Annotated in this window: 16 protein-coding genes and 1 riboswitch; of the genes, 2 read left to right on the top strand and 14 right to left on the bottom strand. The window is 30.3% G+C overall.

Annotated features, from left to right (window positions below; all coding sequences use genetic code 11):
• Window positions 1–250 precede the first annotated feature (250 nt).
• Window positions 251–466, top strand: a complete 216-nt coding sequence (locus tag ACQZHJ_RS17150) for a (2Fe-2S)-binding protein (RefSeq protein WP_430486691.1) — start codon at window positions 251–253, stop codon at window positions 464–466.
• A gap of 152 nt (window positions 467–618) precedes the next feature.
• On the opposite strand, the gene ACQZHJ_RS17155 is transcribed toward ACQZHJ_RS17150, so the two are convergent.
• From ACQZHJ_RS17155 to ACQZHJ_RS17175, 5 genes are all read right to left on the bottom strand, one after another.
• Window positions 619–1,227 (bottom strand): DUF1643 domain-containing protein, encoded by a 609-nt coding sequence (locus ACQZHJ_RS17155; protein ID WP_430486692.1) that lies wholly within the window; start codon window positions 1,225–1,227, stop codon window positions 619–621.
• A 163-nt stretch (window positions 1,228–1,390) separates the two neighbouring features.
• A complete protein-coding gene (locus tag ACQZHJ_RS17160) occupies window positions 1,391–3,319 on the bottom strand; it encodes an ABC-F family ATP-binding cassette domain-containing protein (protein WP_430486693.1) in 1,929 nt (642 codons plus the stop codon).
• A 215-nt stretch (window positions 3,320–3,534) separates the two neighbouring features.
• A complete protein-coding gene (gene thiT / locus ACQZHJ_RS17165; protein WP_430486694.1) occupies window positions 3,535–4,143 on the bottom strand; it encodes an energy-coupled thiamine transporter ThiT in 609 nt (202 codons plus the stop codon).
• Entirely contained in the window at window positions 4,143–4,808 is a 666-nt protein-coding gene (gene tenA / locus ACQZHJ_RS17170) for a thiaminase II (RefSeq protein ID WP_430486695.1), read from the bottom strand. Before tenA ends, thiT begins: the two co-directional genes overlap by 1 nt.
• A 161-nt stretch (window positions 4,809–4,969) precedes the next feature.
• Window positions 4,970–5,070: riboswitch (TPP riboswitch) on the bottom strand.
• A 53-nt stretch (window positions 5,071–5,123) separates the two neighbouring features.
• Window positions 5,124–5,444 (bottom strand): hypothetical protein, encoded by a 321-nt coding sequence (locus tag ACQZHJ_RS17175; RefSeq protein ID WP_430486696.1) that lies wholly within the window; start codon window positions 5,442–5,444, stop codon window positions 5,124–5,126.
• Between the two features lie 150 nt (window positions 5,445–5,594).
• Here ACQZHJ_RS17175 and ACQZHJ_RS17180 point away from each other — a divergent pair, with 150 nt between their 5' ends.
• The gene (locus tag ACQZHJ_RS17180) at window positions 5,595–6,770 is read left to right on the top strand and encodes a class I SAM-dependent rRNA methyltransferase (RefSeq protein ID WP_430486697.1); all 1,176 of its coding nucleotides are present in this window, start codon (window positions 5,595–5,597) and stop codon (window positions 6,768–6,770) included.
• A gap of 460 nt (window positions 6,771–7,230) precedes the next feature.
• Here the strand turns inward: ACQZHJ_RS17180 and ACQZHJ_RS17185 are convergent, their stop codons facing one another.
• The 9 genes from ACQZHJ_RS17185 to ACQZHJ_RS17225 all read right to left on the bottom strand — a co-directional run bounded on the left by ACQZHJ_RS17185 (window position 7,231) and on the right by ACQZHJ_RS17225 (window position 16,103).
• Entirely contained in the window at window positions 7,231–7,578 is a 348-nt protein-coding gene (locus ACQZHJ_RS17185; protein WP_430486912.1) for a DUF1667 domain-containing protein, read from the bottom strand.
• 2 nt (window positions 7,579–7,580) lie between these two features.
• The gene (locus ACQZHJ_RS17190; RefSeq protein WP_430486698.1) at window positions 7,581–8,834 is read right to left on the bottom strand and encodes an FAD-dependent oxidoreductase; all 1,254 of its coding nucleotides are present in this window, start codon (window positions 8,832–8,834) and stop codon (window positions 7,581–7,583) included.
• Between the two features lie 13 nt (window positions 8,835–8,847).
• The gene (locus tag ACQZHJ_RS17195) at window positions 8,848–10,278 is read right to left on the bottom strand and encodes an NAD(P)/FAD-dependent oxidoreductase (RefSeq protein ID WP_430486699.1); all 1,431 of its coding nucleotides are present in this window, start codon (window positions 10,276–10,278) and stop codon (window positions 8,848–8,850) included.
• A 163-nt stretch (window positions 10,279–10,441) separates the two neighbouring features.
• Window positions 10,442–11,944, bottom strand: coding sequence for a glycerol kinase GlpK (gene glpK, locus ACQZHJ_RS17200; RefSeq protein WP_430486700.1), 1,503 nt, complete (start codon window positions 11,942–11,944; stop codon window positions 10,442–10,444).
• Window positions 11,945–12,022: 78 nt separating this feature from the next.
• Window positions 12,023–12,583 carry a glycerol-3-phosphate responsive antiterminator gene (locus ACQZHJ_RS17205; protein ID WP_430486701.1) on the bottom strand — a complete coding sequence of 187 codons (561 nt, stop codon included), beginning with the start codon at window positions 12,581–12,583 and terminating at the stop codon, window positions 12,023–12,025.
• 32 nt (window positions 12,584–12,615) lie between these two features.
• Window positions 12,616–13,323, bottom strand: coding sequence for an MIP/aquaporin family protein (locus tag ACQZHJ_RS17210; RefSeq protein ID WP_430486702.1), 708 nt, complete (start codon window positions 13,321–13,323; stop codon window positions 12,616–12,618).
• 266 nt (window positions 13,324–13,589) lie between these two features.
• Window positions 13,590–14,027: a hypothetical protein gene (locus ACQZHJ_RS17215; protein WP_430486703.1), complete on the bottom strand. Its 438-nt coding sequence runs from the start codon at window positions 14,025–14,027 to the stop codon at window positions 13,590–13,592.
• A gap of 263 nt (window positions 14,028–14,290) precedes the next feature.
• Window positions 14,291–15,034, bottom strand: a complete 744-nt coding sequence (locus tag ACQZHJ_RS17220; protein ID WP_430486704.1) for a 2-phosphosulfolactate phosphatase family protein — start codon at window positions 15,032–15,034, stop codon at window positions 14,291–14,293.
• Between the two features lie 133 nt (window positions 15,035–15,167).
• Window positions 15,168–16,103 carry a TIGR01212 family radical SAM protein gene (locus tag ACQZHJ_RS17225; RefSeq protein WP_430486705.1) on the bottom strand — a complete coding sequence of 312 codons (936 nt, stop codon included), beginning with the start codon at window positions 16,101–16,103 and terminating at the stop codon, window positions 15,168–15,170.
• Between the last annotated feature and the right edge of the window lie 86 nt (window positions 16,104–16,189).

Genomic DNA, 16,189 nt, shown 5'->3' on the forward strand with positions numbered 1-16,189 from the left:
TTTTCTATAAAATTTAAAATTACTCTAAAATTAGTTTGTTAATGAAATTTTATTTCTAATAAAAAAACTTTATTTGCACATTATATTTATTGATAATTAAACAATTATAATATCAATAAACAAAACTAATTAATAGTTTTTATTATTTAATGTTGACTTTTCTTATCAACTAACTTATAATTAAATCATCAAATACATTCCATTCCCTTTTGTTAATCGTGCTGTTTTACTTTAATAGGAGGAAAATAGTATGACTGATAACAATAATTTAAATCAACAAGTAATTGATAAAATGACTAAAGTTTGTGTCTGTAGAGCAATCTCAAGAGCCAAAATAAAAGAGGCTATAAGAAACGGTGCACACACAGTTGAAGCTGTCGCTGAAAAGACTGGCGCAACACAAGGTGCATGTAGAGGTTGTAGATGCAGAGATAAAATTGAAGAATTAATTGAAGACAACCAATAATTCTTTTAAGCAAAACTTATTTACTGTTTTAATTTTGTATCTCCCTAAAAGAGTGCCAATTCGGCACTCTTTTTTTTATTCTTAAAACATATATAAATAAAAATAAAGCAGATTAAGATATAGTTTATAAACTATCCTTAATCTGCTTTTAGTTAAATTTCAAATTCACTTAAAGGCGTACTCTTTGTCCAATTGCTATAATGTCTAGGATAACCTTGGTTTGTAAGGCTCCCTACAACATAAAATCTTTTCACATCAAAACAATTATTTTTTACAACTTTGAATCCCTTTAATAAATAATGTAATCTGCTTTCATAAACTTTTTTTATAACCTTATTTGAAGGTTCTCCCCAAGCAAAAATTACATGTGTACTATTTATCAAGCTTTCAAATATTATTAAATCATTTTTAAAGTATTCCCCATTTTCAAAGAATCCATCATTTCCACAAAGGAATAATTCTCCCTTTGTATTATAAACTTCTTCTATAACATCTTTGCTATACTCTATAACAGGGAATAGGAATACAAAGTTTACCTCTTTAATTATTCCTAATTCATCTTCATTATTTACTAAATATTTTACTGCTCTATTTAATTCTTTCTTTAAATCCTCAATATTATGTGATTTAGGTGATCTAGTAATAACTAATATATTACTTTCGCCCTCTTCATTAACAGGAAAAGTTACTTTAAAACCTCTCCCACTTTCATGATCTACTAAAACATTTATATTATTTGAATTCTTATAATACTTTTGCATAAAAGCGCTCCCCTTTTTACCAACTCTTGTTCATTAACTTAGTGTGTTAATACTAAGTATATTCTCACTTTAGTTTAGTATATAATCGAATTTCTATAAATTCTACAAATTTATATAAAATTAATTTCTTACCTAAGTGTTTAACCCATTTATTTTATAAATTCTATTTATTCTTCTTATTTTCCTCTATTTGAGCTGCTAATTCATTAAGATATTCCCATCTCTCATACTTATAAGCTAAATCTTCTTCAACTTTAGCCTTCTCTTCCATAAGTTCTTGAAGTCTTCCATACTCTGAGGCATGCTTAGTCATTAAGCCATCTAATTCCTCTATCTTTTCTTCAAGCATCATTATATCTTCATCTATAGTTTCAAATTCTCTTTGCTCTTTAAACGAAAATTTAGTCACTTTACTCTTATCTTTAGACTTATCCACAGGTGCTTCCTTTTTAGTTTTATCCACAGCAACCTCTTTTTCTTTGATTTCTTCACTTTCTTCTTGTTTAGTTAGAAGATAATCAAAATAGTTTCCAGTGTAGATATTTATTTTTCCATCACCTTCATAAGCAAATATCTTGTTACAAATTCTATCTAAGAAATATCTATCATGGGATACAGTTATAACAACTCCCCCAAAATCATCTAGATAATCTTCTAGTCTATTTAAAGTTTCAATATCTAAGTCATTAGTAGGCTCATCTAGTAATAGTACATTTGGTCCTTCCATTAAAACTCTTAGAAGATGAAGTCTTCTTCTTTCTCCACCTGATAACATCCCTATCATTGTCCACTGAAGTGTACCATCAAATAAAAATTTCTCACACATTTGAGAAGCAGTTATTCTCTCACCAGTAGCAGTTTGTAGATATTCACCAGCTTCTTTTATATAATCTATGGCTCTCATTTCAGGATGCATATGAGTATCTTCTTGTGAGAAACATGCTACTTTTACTGTTTCTCCTTTTATTATCTCCCCACTATCCGGTGCTATCTTTCCTTCTATCATTCCCATAAGTGTTGATTTACCTATTCCATTAGGCCCTACAATACCTATTCTATCACTTCTTAGTACTATGTAGTTAAAATCATCAACTATTTTCTTATCTCCAAAGCTTTTATTTAAATTATCTATCTCTATTATCTTTTTACCTAATCTAGTTCCCATAACAGAGATTTCTATATTTTCATTTTCAATGAACCCTTCTTGATTTACTAATTCATCAAATCTTTGAAGCCTTGCTTTTTGTTTAGTTGTTCTAGCCTTAGCTCCTCTTCTAACCCAAGCAAGTTCCTTTCTCATAAGGTTTTGTCTCTTTTCTTCACTAGCTTTTTCTATAGCTATTCTCTCCATCTTCTTTTCTAAGAAAACTGAATAGTTTCCATCATAGCTAAATAGTCTACCTCTATCTAGTTCAAGTATTCTATTAGTTACTCTATCTAAGAAATATCTATCATGAGTAATCATTAAAAGAGCACCTTTTCTACTATTTAAATAATCCTCTAGCCAGCTTATAGTATCATTATCTAAGTGGTTTGTAGGCTCATCTAATATTAAAAGTTCACTTGGTGTTATCAAGGCAGCAGCAAGCATTATTCTTTTCTTTTGACCACCTGATAGATTTCCAACCTTCTCATCAAAGTTAGTTATTCCAAGCTTAGTTAAGACGTTCTTAGCTTCACTTTCCATATCCCAAAGGTTTAGAGCATCTATTTTTCCTTGTAGCTTTATTAATTTCTCTGAATCAGCATCACTGCTTTCTCCATTATTTATTTTTTCTAAAAGCTCCTCATAATCTCTTAGTATTCTCATTTCATCTGAATTACCTTTAAAAACCTGCTCTAAAACAGTTGCGTTATCATCATAGTCTGGAGTTTGAGCAAGATATTCTATTCTTACTCTATTTGCCTTTGTTATAGTTCCTTCATCAGGTTCTTCAACTCCTGCAACTATTTTTAAGAAAGAAGATTTTCCTGTTCCGTTAACGCCTATAAGCCCAATCTTCTCTCCTTCATTTATTCCTAAAGACACATTATCAGCTAAAATTTTCTCTGAATAGCTCTTACTTATATTTTCAAGAGTTATTAAATTCATCTCTTATCCATCCTTTTCAAAACAAATCTTAGTTTCATTATAATATAAAGTTAACTTTCTTCCAAAACTAAAAATAGGTTGTATCAACTCCTAATAATAAAACTTATAAATACATTCGAACAAATTCTTAATTCCATTCATATCATTTATAAGTTTTATTTATAAGATATTTTGATACAACCTACTATACTTTTCTACTTTAACTTTTAATATATTTAAACTCTATTTGCTACTGGCTTCATTCTTTTTGCTAATAATTTTACTGGCATTATTGTTAATACTATAGCAGTAAGTAAACTTTCTAATCCAGCACTACTAATATTATATATAGCTGAATAAATCCATACATTCATTCCTGGAGGAGCATACTGTCCGAAGAAAACTACACCTGATATTATGCATATAAATGTGCTTAAAGAACCTGCCATAAGTGACCCTAAGAATATCTTGTACTTCTTATCAACCCCAAAGCTTCCTGCTAGTCCCAAAGCCATATTTGATAAAACATAATCTAATAAAAACTGTATAGGATGAACTATAAATGCACTATTTAGTATTTTTAAAAGTCCAAATATTAATCCACCAGTTACACCAACTGATCTTCCATAAACCAATGAAAGTAACATTATTGGTAACATTGAAAAGAATGTAATTTCTCCACCTTGAGGATATCTAACAATTGGAATCATATAAAGCACATATGAAATAGCTACACTCATTCCTATCATAGTTATTTCCTTTGTTGTTATCTTATGCTTTCTTAAATCCATAAAATATAAAACTAATAATACTACTGAAATAGCACCTATTAAATATACACTCATTATTCTTCACCTTCTTCATAAGCCATGTTCCAAAAATCTAACTCATAAAGACTGGCTCTCTTAAATATATCTATTAATCTGTCTTTCTTCTCTCTTGATAGCTTTGAACAAGTCTTGTCCACATATTCTATCCACTCATTCGTAAACTCTGTAAATCCTTGTGCTGAATACTCATCAATCCATGCTCTAAAGAAATTTTTTTCAAGTTTGTCTGCATACTTTTCTGCAATATGTCTCCCTATAAAACTATAGCTCCATGTACAAGGAAGTGTCGCTATTGCTATATCTTCTATATCCCCTGTTAAAGCTATTCCTTGCATATAGCTTGTATAGCTTATTGTAGTACTTTTATACTTTTTAGTTTCAGCCTCTAATTCTGATATACCAAAATCTTTCAAGTACTCAATATGTACTGCAGTTTCATCCTCCATAGTTCCCTTTGTTGATCTATAGAAAAATCTCATCTCTTCCATAGTTCTAGCTTTTACTACACCTGCACAAAATACTTTTGCATACTCTTTTAAATAAAGATAATCTTGAACTAAGTATTCTCTAAACTTATCCTTATCCAAAGTTCCCTCTCCAATTTCTTTTATGAATGGGTGATCTAAATATTTCTCCCATATTGGCATAGCCTCTTTTAATAGTTCTTCTGTAAATCTCATATTATAGATATCTCCTTTAATCTTTATGATTAAACTAAACAGCCAAATAAGGACTACCTAAAAGTTAAATAAAAGGTATAGAAACAAAGAAAAGCTACATCCTGTAGGATGCAGCTTATTTATAAAAAAAGTTACTATAATCTTAAGTTAATACTCTTATAAAACTCTTAAACAGGCTTTCCTACGCTGGTATTACCCAGATCAGGTTTAAGGGTTAATAACAAATGTTATCTCTCAGCCAAAGGCACCCCTAGCTATAAAGTTCCTCTTTATTATATTATTTTTCTTCTACTAATTCCAGTTTTTTATTATTTATCACATTATTCGAAAGTGATTCCAGTAATTTTTATTTTGCATCATTATTTTCATAATCTCCTCATCACTTCCATATTCATCATACCATTTTTCTAAAATTTCATAAGCAACTCCATGATATAGAAGACTTCCGATAACAAAAGGCTTCGCAGGTGCATCACTTAATGAAATTATAGCTACTCCCGTTCCTATAGTTCCATAGATTAATGCTCTCTCTGGAGTAGCAAACTCTTTAGCCTTCTTTTTAAAGTCAGTATTTTTTATGTATCTTTTCAACCTTTTAGGTGTTGGAAAAACAATAGCCTTTATCACTTTATTCATTCCTTAAAAATTACTCTTATTAAAATATATATTCAAAACCTTATCTTTATTCTAAAAGTTTTTGATAAAAATTATATAAGCATTTCTCCTATTGAAAGGCCTATTATGTGTTATAATCTTATAAGAATTATTTTGGAAGGAGCTATTTAAATGGCGAGTAAGTTTTATTTACACAAAGGCAAGAATAAAAAAGCTGAACAAGGTAGACCTTGGATTTACATTGATGAAATAAACGAATATGACGGAGACTACGAAAACGGAGATATAGTTGAAGTTTATAATCATAAAGGATATTTCCTAGGAAAAGGTTACATAAACGATAGAAGTAAAATAACAATAAGAATAATGACAAGAAACATAGATGAAGAAATTGATGAAGAATTCTTCAAAAGAAGATTTAAAGATGCATGGGAATACAGAAAAACTGTAATAGATACATCATCATGCAGATTCATATTTGGAGAAGCTGATTTTCTTCCTGGTTTAACTGTAGATAAATTTGAAGATTACTATGTAATACAAATTTCAACTTTAGGTATGGATAAATACAGAGATTTAGTAGTTAAAATACTAGTTGAAGAGTACGGCGCTAAAGGTGTTTATGAAAGAAGTGACATAAAGACTAGAGAAATAGAAGGTTTAGAACAAACTAAAGGATTCTTAACTGAACCATTTGATACAGATGTAGAAATAGTTGAAAATGGTGTTAAATACATTGTTGACCTTGAGAATGGTCAAAAAACAGGTTTCTTCCTAGACCAAAAAGAAAACAGAGCTGCTATGCATAGAATCTGTAAAGGAAAAGATGTTTTAGACTGCTTCACTCACACTGGCTCATTTGCTTTAAATGCTGGTATAGCAGGAGCTAAATCAGTTTTAGGAATAGATGTTTCTCAACATGCTGTTGATTGTGCTACAAAAAATGCTGAACTTAATAACCTTCAAGATATAGTTAAATTTGAAAAGCATAATGCATTTGATGTTTTAGGAGATTGGTCAAGAGAAGGAAGACAATTTGATGTTGTTATTCTAGACCCACCAGCTTTCACAAAATCAAGAAACACAGTTAAGCAAGCTATAAGAGGATATAAAGAAATAAACCTTAGAGGAATCAAAATGGTTAAAGAAGGTGGTTACTTCGCAACTTGCTCATGCTCACATTACATGGATGAAGAACAATTAAAGAGAACTGTTGCTGAAGCTGCTCATGATGCTAGAAGAACATTAAGACAAATAGAAGTTAGAACTCAAAGTTCAGATCACCCAATACTTTGGAACTCTGATGAGTCATACTACTTAAAGTTCTTCATATTCCAAGTATTTTAAAAACTTTTTGATTTAATGAATATAAAAAATAATACAGGGTAATATAATAGTGTAGCAAGAAAAAGATAAAAAAGCTAAAGCTTATAAATTAAAGAGGTGCTTTACAAAATGGCATACACTCTAAAACTTTATAGGGTAAATACTTAAAATTAAATATAAAATTATTATAATCATGAGGTGCTTTACAAAAATGGCATACACTCATTAATATGGTCATAATCAATTTATATTTAATAATCTATTTTAAGCTACAATGCTAGTTAGGAGTTTTATTCTATCCTAATTAATGTACATATAATATTAGATGTATTAAAAGAAAAGGTATCTGTTTAATAAACAGATACCTTTTCTTATTTCAAAAACTAATTCTAAAAATCAATATTAAAATTCTTTATAAAAGCATGGGGTAGGATAATTCAAATTATTTATTCATTCTAAGAATTAGCTTTCCTAAACTTTATTAAATGACAGTCTTAGCTGAAACAATATCAACTCCAGTTCCTAAAACATTCTCTATAATAATATCTCCAACTTTTATAGGTAGCTTTATTGATGCTTTATTAATTTCCTTCATAACATCAAATATCATTCCTTTTGGAATTGGCTCTTTTGTTTTAACTGGGATGACAATATTATTACATCCGTCTATTTTAACTGTTGAAGTTACTATTCTTGTAGGATTCTTGACCTCATTTAGTCCATATATTTCTCCTCTTTTACAAGTATTACCAGTAACCTTTTCTTGTTCTGTATCTACTGTTAAATGACATCCTCTAGGACATACTATACATATTAATTCTTTCATCATCACTATTCACCATCCTCTAATGAAATTGTTATTGTTCCCTTAGCATCCTTAAGCTTATCCTTAAGTATTGTAATTCTTTCCATCTCTGCTGGAACTACATGAGGCTTTTTAAATTTTTGAATTACATTGCCTTCCTCATCTCTAACAACAATTTGCTTATTCTTAAATACATTTCTAACTCTCATAAATACATTTAAGTTTCCATCTAAAGATTCAATTTCAAATTTTTGAGGAACTGTATACCCTATATTTTCTCCATTTTTAATTTCAACAAAGTTATTTTTTCTCTTTTTACCTTTGATATATTTTGCTGCATTTCTACCTGCATTTTTTGCTTCTTCAGTAACAAAGTCAACTAAATCATGAACATGTACTACATTACCACAAGCAAATATTCCATCTTGATTAGTTTCCATACTTTCTGAAACTACAAGTCCATTTGTTCTAAAATCTAGGTCAACTCCAGCATTCTTTGAAAGTTCATTTTCAGGAATTAATCCAACAGATAATAATAATGTATCAACATCAAATTCTATTTCTGTTCCTTTAATAGGTTGTCTATTTTCATCTACTTTAGCTATGATTACTTTTTCTAATCTTCCATCACCTTTAACATCAATAACTGTATGAGATAAATATAAAGGTATATCGTAGTCTTCTAAACACTGAACTATGTTTCTAGTTAATCCATTAGAATATGGCATAAGTTCAACAACAGCCTTTACTTCAGCCCCTTCAAGAGTCATTCTTCTTGCCATTATAAGACCTATATCTCCTGATCCTAAAATAACTACCTTTTTACCAACCATGTATCCTTCCATATTGATAAATCTTTGAGCAGCTCCAGCTGTGAATATTCCTGAAGGTCTATCTCCTGGAATACTTATAGCTCCTCTAGTTCTTTCACGGCATCCCATAGCAAGAACTATTGCATCAGCTTCTATTTTTAAATATCCCTTCTCAGTATTTATAGCATGTATAGTTTTTCCTTCAATATTTAAAACCATGGTATCTAACATAACTTCTATATCAGTTTCCTTAACCATGTCAATAAATCTCCCTGCATACTCAGGTCCTGTAAGTTCTTCTTTAAATGTATGAAGACCAAATCCGTTATGAATACATTGATTTAAAATTCCACCTAGTTCTTTGTCTCTTTCTATAATCAATATTTTTTCTATTCCATTTTCATAGGCCTCAAATGCTGCTGCTAATCCTGCTGGGCCTCCACCTACAACTACTAAATCATATTTCATAACCATAATCCTCCTACTTAGTTTTTCCACTTATTATATATGAACCATTTTTATCTAAAAGCACATCTTCTATTTTCATTCCAGTCTCACGTGAAATTATTTCTTGAACTCTAGGTTCACAGAAGCCACCTTGACATCTTCCACAACCTGGACGACATCTTCTTTTTACACCATCAATAGTTCTAGCTCCTAAAGTTCTATTTATGCTATCAACAATTTCTCCCTCTGTTATGTTTTCACATCTGCAAATTATTCTTCCGTATCTACTATCCTTATTTATTAACTCAGCTTTTTCTTCTGGTGAAAGTTCTATAAAATGAATCTGTTCTCTCTTCTCATTAAAATCATTTTTCTTTTCTAATGCTAGTCCACATTCTCCAAGCATTTTAACTACATCAACTGCAATTGCAGGTGCAGAGCTTAGTCCTGGTGATTTTATACCTGCTACATCAAAGAACCCTTTTACATCTTTAGCTTCTCCTATTATAAAATCAGTATAATTAACTATAGCACGAAGGCCTGCAAAGTTTCTAATGTTTTCTCTAAAGTTAACTGCCTTAGTTGTTTTTAATGAAACCTCTCTAACCTTTGCTAATCCATCATATTCTGTTGAAACTGAATCCTTATCTTTAGTATCAATAGCATCTGGGCCTACTAATAAATTTCCATGAACTGTAGGCGTAACTAAAACCCCTTTACCAAGTTTAGTTGGACATTGAAAAATTGTCTTTTCAAACAAGCTTCCTTGGCTCTTATCTAGAACATAATACTCACCTTTTCTTGGAATTATTTTAAACCCTTCTTTACAAACCATGTTATGTATCTTATCTGCGTAAATTCCAGCAGCATTTACAATATATCTAGCTTCCACTATATCTCCATTTTCTATTGTTATCTTGAAATTTTCATTTTTTTCTATTGCTACAACCTTAGAATTTAATCTAAGTTCTCCACCATTTTCAACTGCATTTTCTGAAAGAGCTATTGTAAACTCATATGCCCCAACGATTCCACCTGTTGGACAGAATAAAGCTTCTTTTACATCATTATTTAAATTAGGCTCCATTTCTAAAACTTCTTCTTTTGATAAAATCTTCATTCCTTCTACGCCATTTTGAAGTCCTCTATTATATAAATTCTTTAACTCTTTTTCATCCTCTTCATCAAATCCTATAATTAAAGATCCGTTTCTTTTAAAAGGAACAGATAAGTCTTTACAAAGCTTATCAAACATCTTATTTCCTTCAACATTATATTTTGCCATTAATGTTCCTGGCTCTGGATCATAACCAGAGTGAACTATTGCTGAATTTGCCTTAGATGCTCCCATAGCAACGTCATTTTCTTTTTCTAATTCTACAACTTTTAAATTATATTTTGTTAATTCTCTAAATATTGCTCCACCTACTACTCCAGATCCAATAATTGCTACATCATAAACCATTAAATATCGCTCCTTTTTATAAAAATAAAAAAGAGCCAAACTCAAAAAAGACATGGTAATATCCTTTTTGTGTTTAGCTCTATTCTCTCTTCTACACAAATTAAAATTAATTTATTAAGTTCATTTTAATTATATCACATTTCTGTAAACATTTCCAGACTTTTTAATCATCTAAAGCCCAATTCTTTGATCTTTCGATAGCTTTCCTCCATTTTTTATAGTACTTATTTCTTTTTTCTTCAGAAATTGTTGGTTCAAACTCTTCACTTGCAAACCAAAACTTAGCTATCTCATCTTTATTCTTCCAATATCCAACTGCTAATCCAGCAAGATAAGCTGCTCCTAGAGCAGTTGTTTCTGTGATTATAGGCTTAATTACCTTTTTACCAACTAAATCTGCTTGAAATTGCATTAAGAAATTATTTCTGCTTGCTCCTCCATCAACTTTTATACAATTTATATCATACCCAACATCATTTATCATAGCTTCTAAAACATCTCTTGTTTGATATGCTATTGATTCAAGAGCTGCTCTTATTATATGATTCCTATTGGTTCCACGAGTTAAACCAACAATAGTTCCACGAGCATACATATCCCAATAAGGTGCTCCAAGACCTACAAAAGCTGGCACAACATATACACCACCATTATCAGGCACTTTTGTTGCAAAATATTCTGTATCACTAGAATCACTAATAATTCTTAACTCATCTCTAAGCCATTGTATAACTGCTCCTCCAACAAATACTGAGCCCTCTAAAGCATATTGAACTTTTCCATCTAATCCAATAGCAATTGTTGTTAAAAGTCCTGATTTACTCTGAACTAGTTCATCTCCTGTATTCATAAGTAAAAAACATCCAGTTCCATAGGTATTTTTAACATCACCTTTATTAAAGGCCGCCTGTCCAAATAATGCAGCTTGTTGATCACCAGCTATTCCTGCTATAGGAACCCTGATTCCACCTTTTGATCCCAAGTTTGCATATCCATAAACTTCAGATGAATTTTTCACCTCTGGTAACATACTCTTTGGAATTCCTAATTCCTTTAGCATTCTTTCATCCCATTTAAGTTCTTTTATATTAAATATCATAGTTCTAGAAACATTAGTATAATCAGTTACATGAACTTTTCCATTTGTAAGTTTCCAGACTAACCATGTATCTACTGTACCAAATAAAAGGTCTCCTCTCTCAGCCTTCTCTCTAGCACCTTCTACATTATCTAATATCCATTTTATTTTTGTTCCTGAAAAATATGCATCAAGTACAAGTCCTGTATTTTCTTTTATATATTCTTCTAAACCTTCTCTTTTCTTTAATTCATCACATATATCAGCAGTTCTTCTACATTGCCAAACAATAGCATTATAGATTGGTACTCCTGTATTTTTATCCCAAACTATTGTAGTTTCCCTTTGATTCGTTATTCCTATTGCAGCTATATTTTCTTGAGTTATATTACTCATAGCCATAACTTCTTGAAGAACACTATATTGAGTTGCCCATATCTCCATAGGATCATGTTCAACCCATCCCTCTTTTGGATAAATCTGAGTAAACTCTTTTTGACTTAAACCTAGTATATTTTGATTCTCATCAAAAATTATAGCTCTTGAACTTGTTGTTCCTTGATCTAATGCCACTACATATTTTTTCATAACAAACTCACCTCATAATTTCAAATAATATTTAACCTTGTCCCATAGCTCTATATAAAATTTAATTATTATTTCTTTTTAAACACTCCAAATTTCCTCTTTAGTTGTTGATATACAAGTTGCCCCTGACTTTAAGGCTTCCATAACATCTTCCTTATCTGATATTAATCCCCCAACAATAAGTGGCTTTCTTATTGTCTCTGATAATTCCTTTATTACTTTAAACAACAATCCAGGTAACATCTCCACCGCATCACACTCATCTATTAAATGATTTTTTGTGCTCTGGAATGAAAGACTATCTAAAATAAATACCCTTTGTATAGCTATTAATCCTAGCTTCTTAGCATTTTTTACAGTTTGAGCCTTAGTACTAATTATCCCATGGAACTTTGTCTTTTCTTTTAAATATTGTAATACAATCTCTCTATTACTCAGTCCATCAACTAAATCAATATGCAATATTCCAACCTTATTTTTTTCATCAATTTTTTTTGAAATATCTATTATATCTAATATATTTCCAAAAAGAACAAAAATAACATCAACATCATTCTCTAATGCCTTGTCCAATTGTTCCCTGTCTTTTACTGCTGCAACAATAGGATTATCCTCAAGTATTTTTTTAAAATTTAACATTAAATAGCCTCCTTAAATTGTCTAAATATATTTTAAAATATACTTGTATATACTAAAGCACCTGCTATAGCTCCAACTATCGGACCTAATATTGGAATCCAACTATATGCCCAATCTGAATCACCTTTTCCTTTTATAGGTAGCATAAAATGAGCAAGTCTTGGTGAAAAATCTCTTGCTGGGTTTATAGCATACCCAGTTGGTCCACCTAAAGAAACCCCTATGACTAGTATTAAAAGCCCTACTGCTAATGGCATTATTCCAGGAGCCATTTCAGCATCTCCAAGTCCTAAAATACCAAACATTAAAACAAAAGTTCCTATAAATTCAACAAAGAAATTCCATTTATAATCTCTAATAGCTGGTATAGTACAGAATGTTCCAAGCTTTGCTTCCTTATCTTCGGTAGAATTAAAGTGATCATGATAAGTTAAATAAACAAGCACAGCCCCTATAAAGGCTCCTATAAATTGTGCTATACAGAAAACTATCACTTGATTCCAAGTCAATCCTCCTGTTATTCCCAAAGCAATTGTGACTGCTGGATTAAAGACAGCTCCACTCACTCTAGCAAAAATATAAACAGGAATTGCTACTGCAATAGCCCATCCTACAGTGATTACAATAAGTCCAGCATTATTCCCCTTCGTCTTTTTAAGAACCACATTAGCAACAACTCCATCTCCCAATAGTATTAACAATGCAGTTCCAACAAGTTCAGCCCAAAATTGATTTAACATGACTATTCACCCACCTAATAAATACTTTATTTAATTTTAAAAAAGCAAAAATAAAAAGAGTTAAACGCAGAAATTCTCAAAATTTCTCGTGCTCAACTCTAACAACTCCTACACAAGTGAATATATACGTATATATTTTCTATTTATTTTTTACATTTTTATTATACCACCCCTATAAATCGTTTTCAATTAATTAAATTTTTAACAAAGTTATCCAATAAAAATAAAGAAGATGCTCTAAAGCATCCTCCTCTAATTTTCTAAATTTATTTATCAAATAATAATTGCTTAACTTGAGACTCTAAATCTTGTATTCCTGTTGGATCTGCACCATTTCCATCTAAAGCATTTTGATATTTATCAATTAATTGTTCTATATCAGAAATAGCTTGAGTTGCATTCTTATCATCCTTTGGAGCCATCTCTTTTATATTTTTTAAATCCTTTAATGCTTCTGCTTTTGCATCATTCCATTCGCTCATTTCTTTAGTTTGACTCACTTCTAAGTATTCTTCCTTAACCTCAAGATAAACCTCAGCGATATCATTAGTTACACTATCATTATCAACTACTTTGTTACTATCTGTAGCCGCTGGTTTACTCTCAGAAGCATTTGCCTTTGCAGTATCATTAGAGCTTCCACATCCAACTAACTGTAGTCCCATTATAGCGGAAACTAAAACTACTAAAAACTTTTTCTTCATTAAAAACATCCCCTTTTATAAATTATGTCATTCTATTTTCATAATATATTCCTGATTATCGGTAAACAAATTATATTTTTTAACTATTTATTAACAAATTAAACAAAAAACATTAATATTTTAAAATACCTATAAAATAGAGACATATTTCATCAACATATTTTCAATTACTTTAAAAAGATGGTATTAAAAGTAGTTTTTATTTGCAAAATTTACTTTCTATAATTTCTTCATTTTTTCTGAAAATAATCCACAAATTTATTTTAGTTTAATATAGAAACCTTAGAATCTATAGATTTTATTTCTCCGTCCTTAAATTCAAAAACTAAGTCAGTAAATTCTTTTGTTGAACAATATTTTAAATCTTCTTCTAATCCTAAATTTTTAAGAATTCCATAATGCTTAACATCTTTTATAAAACTAGTTATGTCTTCATTATTCTCATATATGTACTTAGCTGTTTTAGCTATATCAGTTAGTTCTGTATCGCAAAGTTTTGTTAGTTCACTTATCATATATCCAGCACATATGAAGTCATCTCCTGAAAACTCTCCATTAGTCCCTGAGTTTACAAAAATAATTTCCTTATCTTCATCTTTAAGATATTTTGCTACAGCTTGTCCATTAAGCATAGATGCAACAATTACTTTATCAGCCTTAGCACAAAGGTTTAATGCCCTTGTTCCATTAGTAGTAGTCATTATTACAGTTTTGCCTTCTACACTCTCTTCCTTGAACTCTAATGGTGAATTAGAAAAATCAAACCCTTCAATTTTTAATGCGTTTCTTTCTCCACCTAATAAAACATCTTCTCCTGAAGCCTTAATCTCCTCTGCAATTTCAAAAGCTTTTTCTACACTTACCACTGGTATAACCCTATTTGCTCCGTTAGCTAAAGCAGTAGTTATTACAGATGTTGCTCTAAGCATGTCTATAACTACTGCTATCTTTCCCCTTAAAGCCTCTTCATCTATATGATTTGCTGAAACTATAACATCTATTTTCATTTCTTCCCCACCTTATATTTAATATCTCCATAAAAAGACTATATCAAAATTATTTAATAAGCCTTTAAAATTTCTTTTACTTTGTGAAATTAAGCTCCTTTATTAATTCTGACATAGTCCTATCTAAGATTATTTATTCTTCAAATTTCTTTCCTTGATAAATATCATTATCTTCTAATGCTTTATCTATAGCATTTAAAACTTCCCATTTCTTTAAGCTCCACATTGGACCTATAAGAAGTTTTCTTGGTGCATCACCAGTTAATCTATGTACAACCATATTTTGAGGTATTCTGCTAATTCCCTCGCATATCAATTCTATATATTCCTCTTGTGTTAAGAATTTTAAAGTACCATCTTCATAGTCTTTAACCATTCTTGTGCCTTCCATTAAGTGAAGTAAGTGGAACTTAACTCCTTGTGCGCCACATCTAGCAACATAGTCCACTGTCTCTAACATCATTTCTTTAGTTTCTCCAGGAAGACCAAATATACAGTGAACAACAGTATCTATTCCCCTACTTTTTAGCCCCTCCATAGCTTTATCAAAGACTTCTAAGTCATATCCTCTATTAAAATGTTTTGCACTATCATTATGAATTGTTTGAAGACCAAGTTCTACCCAAGTATAGACCTTCTTATTCATTTCAGCTAATAAATCTAAAACTTCTTCATTTATACAATCTGGTCTTGTTCCTATAGCTAATGCAACAACACCTTCTTTATTTATTGCTTCCTCATATTTTCTTCTTAACTCATCTACTGGTGCATATGTATTTGTGTAAGCTTGGAAATATGCTATATACTTTCCTTCCTTCCACTTCTTATTCATCATATCTTTTACATTATCAAACTGTGTTCCAATACTTAAAGCTCTTGATCCAGCATAATCTCCCGAACCATTTGAACTACAAAATGTACATCCACCTCTAGCAACTTTTCCATCTCTATTTGGACAAGTGAATCCACCATCTAAACTAATTTTAAATACTTTTTCTCCAAATTTTTCTCTTAAAAATCTATTTAGGGTATTATATCTCTTATCTCCCCACATTTTCCTTTTTTCCATGTATATCACCTTTTCATTAAAATCAAATTATTAAGTATAAAAAAAGTTAATCATAAACTTAAAATATTTATGATTAACTTATTATA

It is taken from the genome of Clostridium sp. B9, assembly GCF_050509515.1.
In the GTDB taxonomy this organism is placed as follows: Bacteria; Bacillota; Clostridia; order Clostridiales; family Clostridiaceae; genus Sarcina.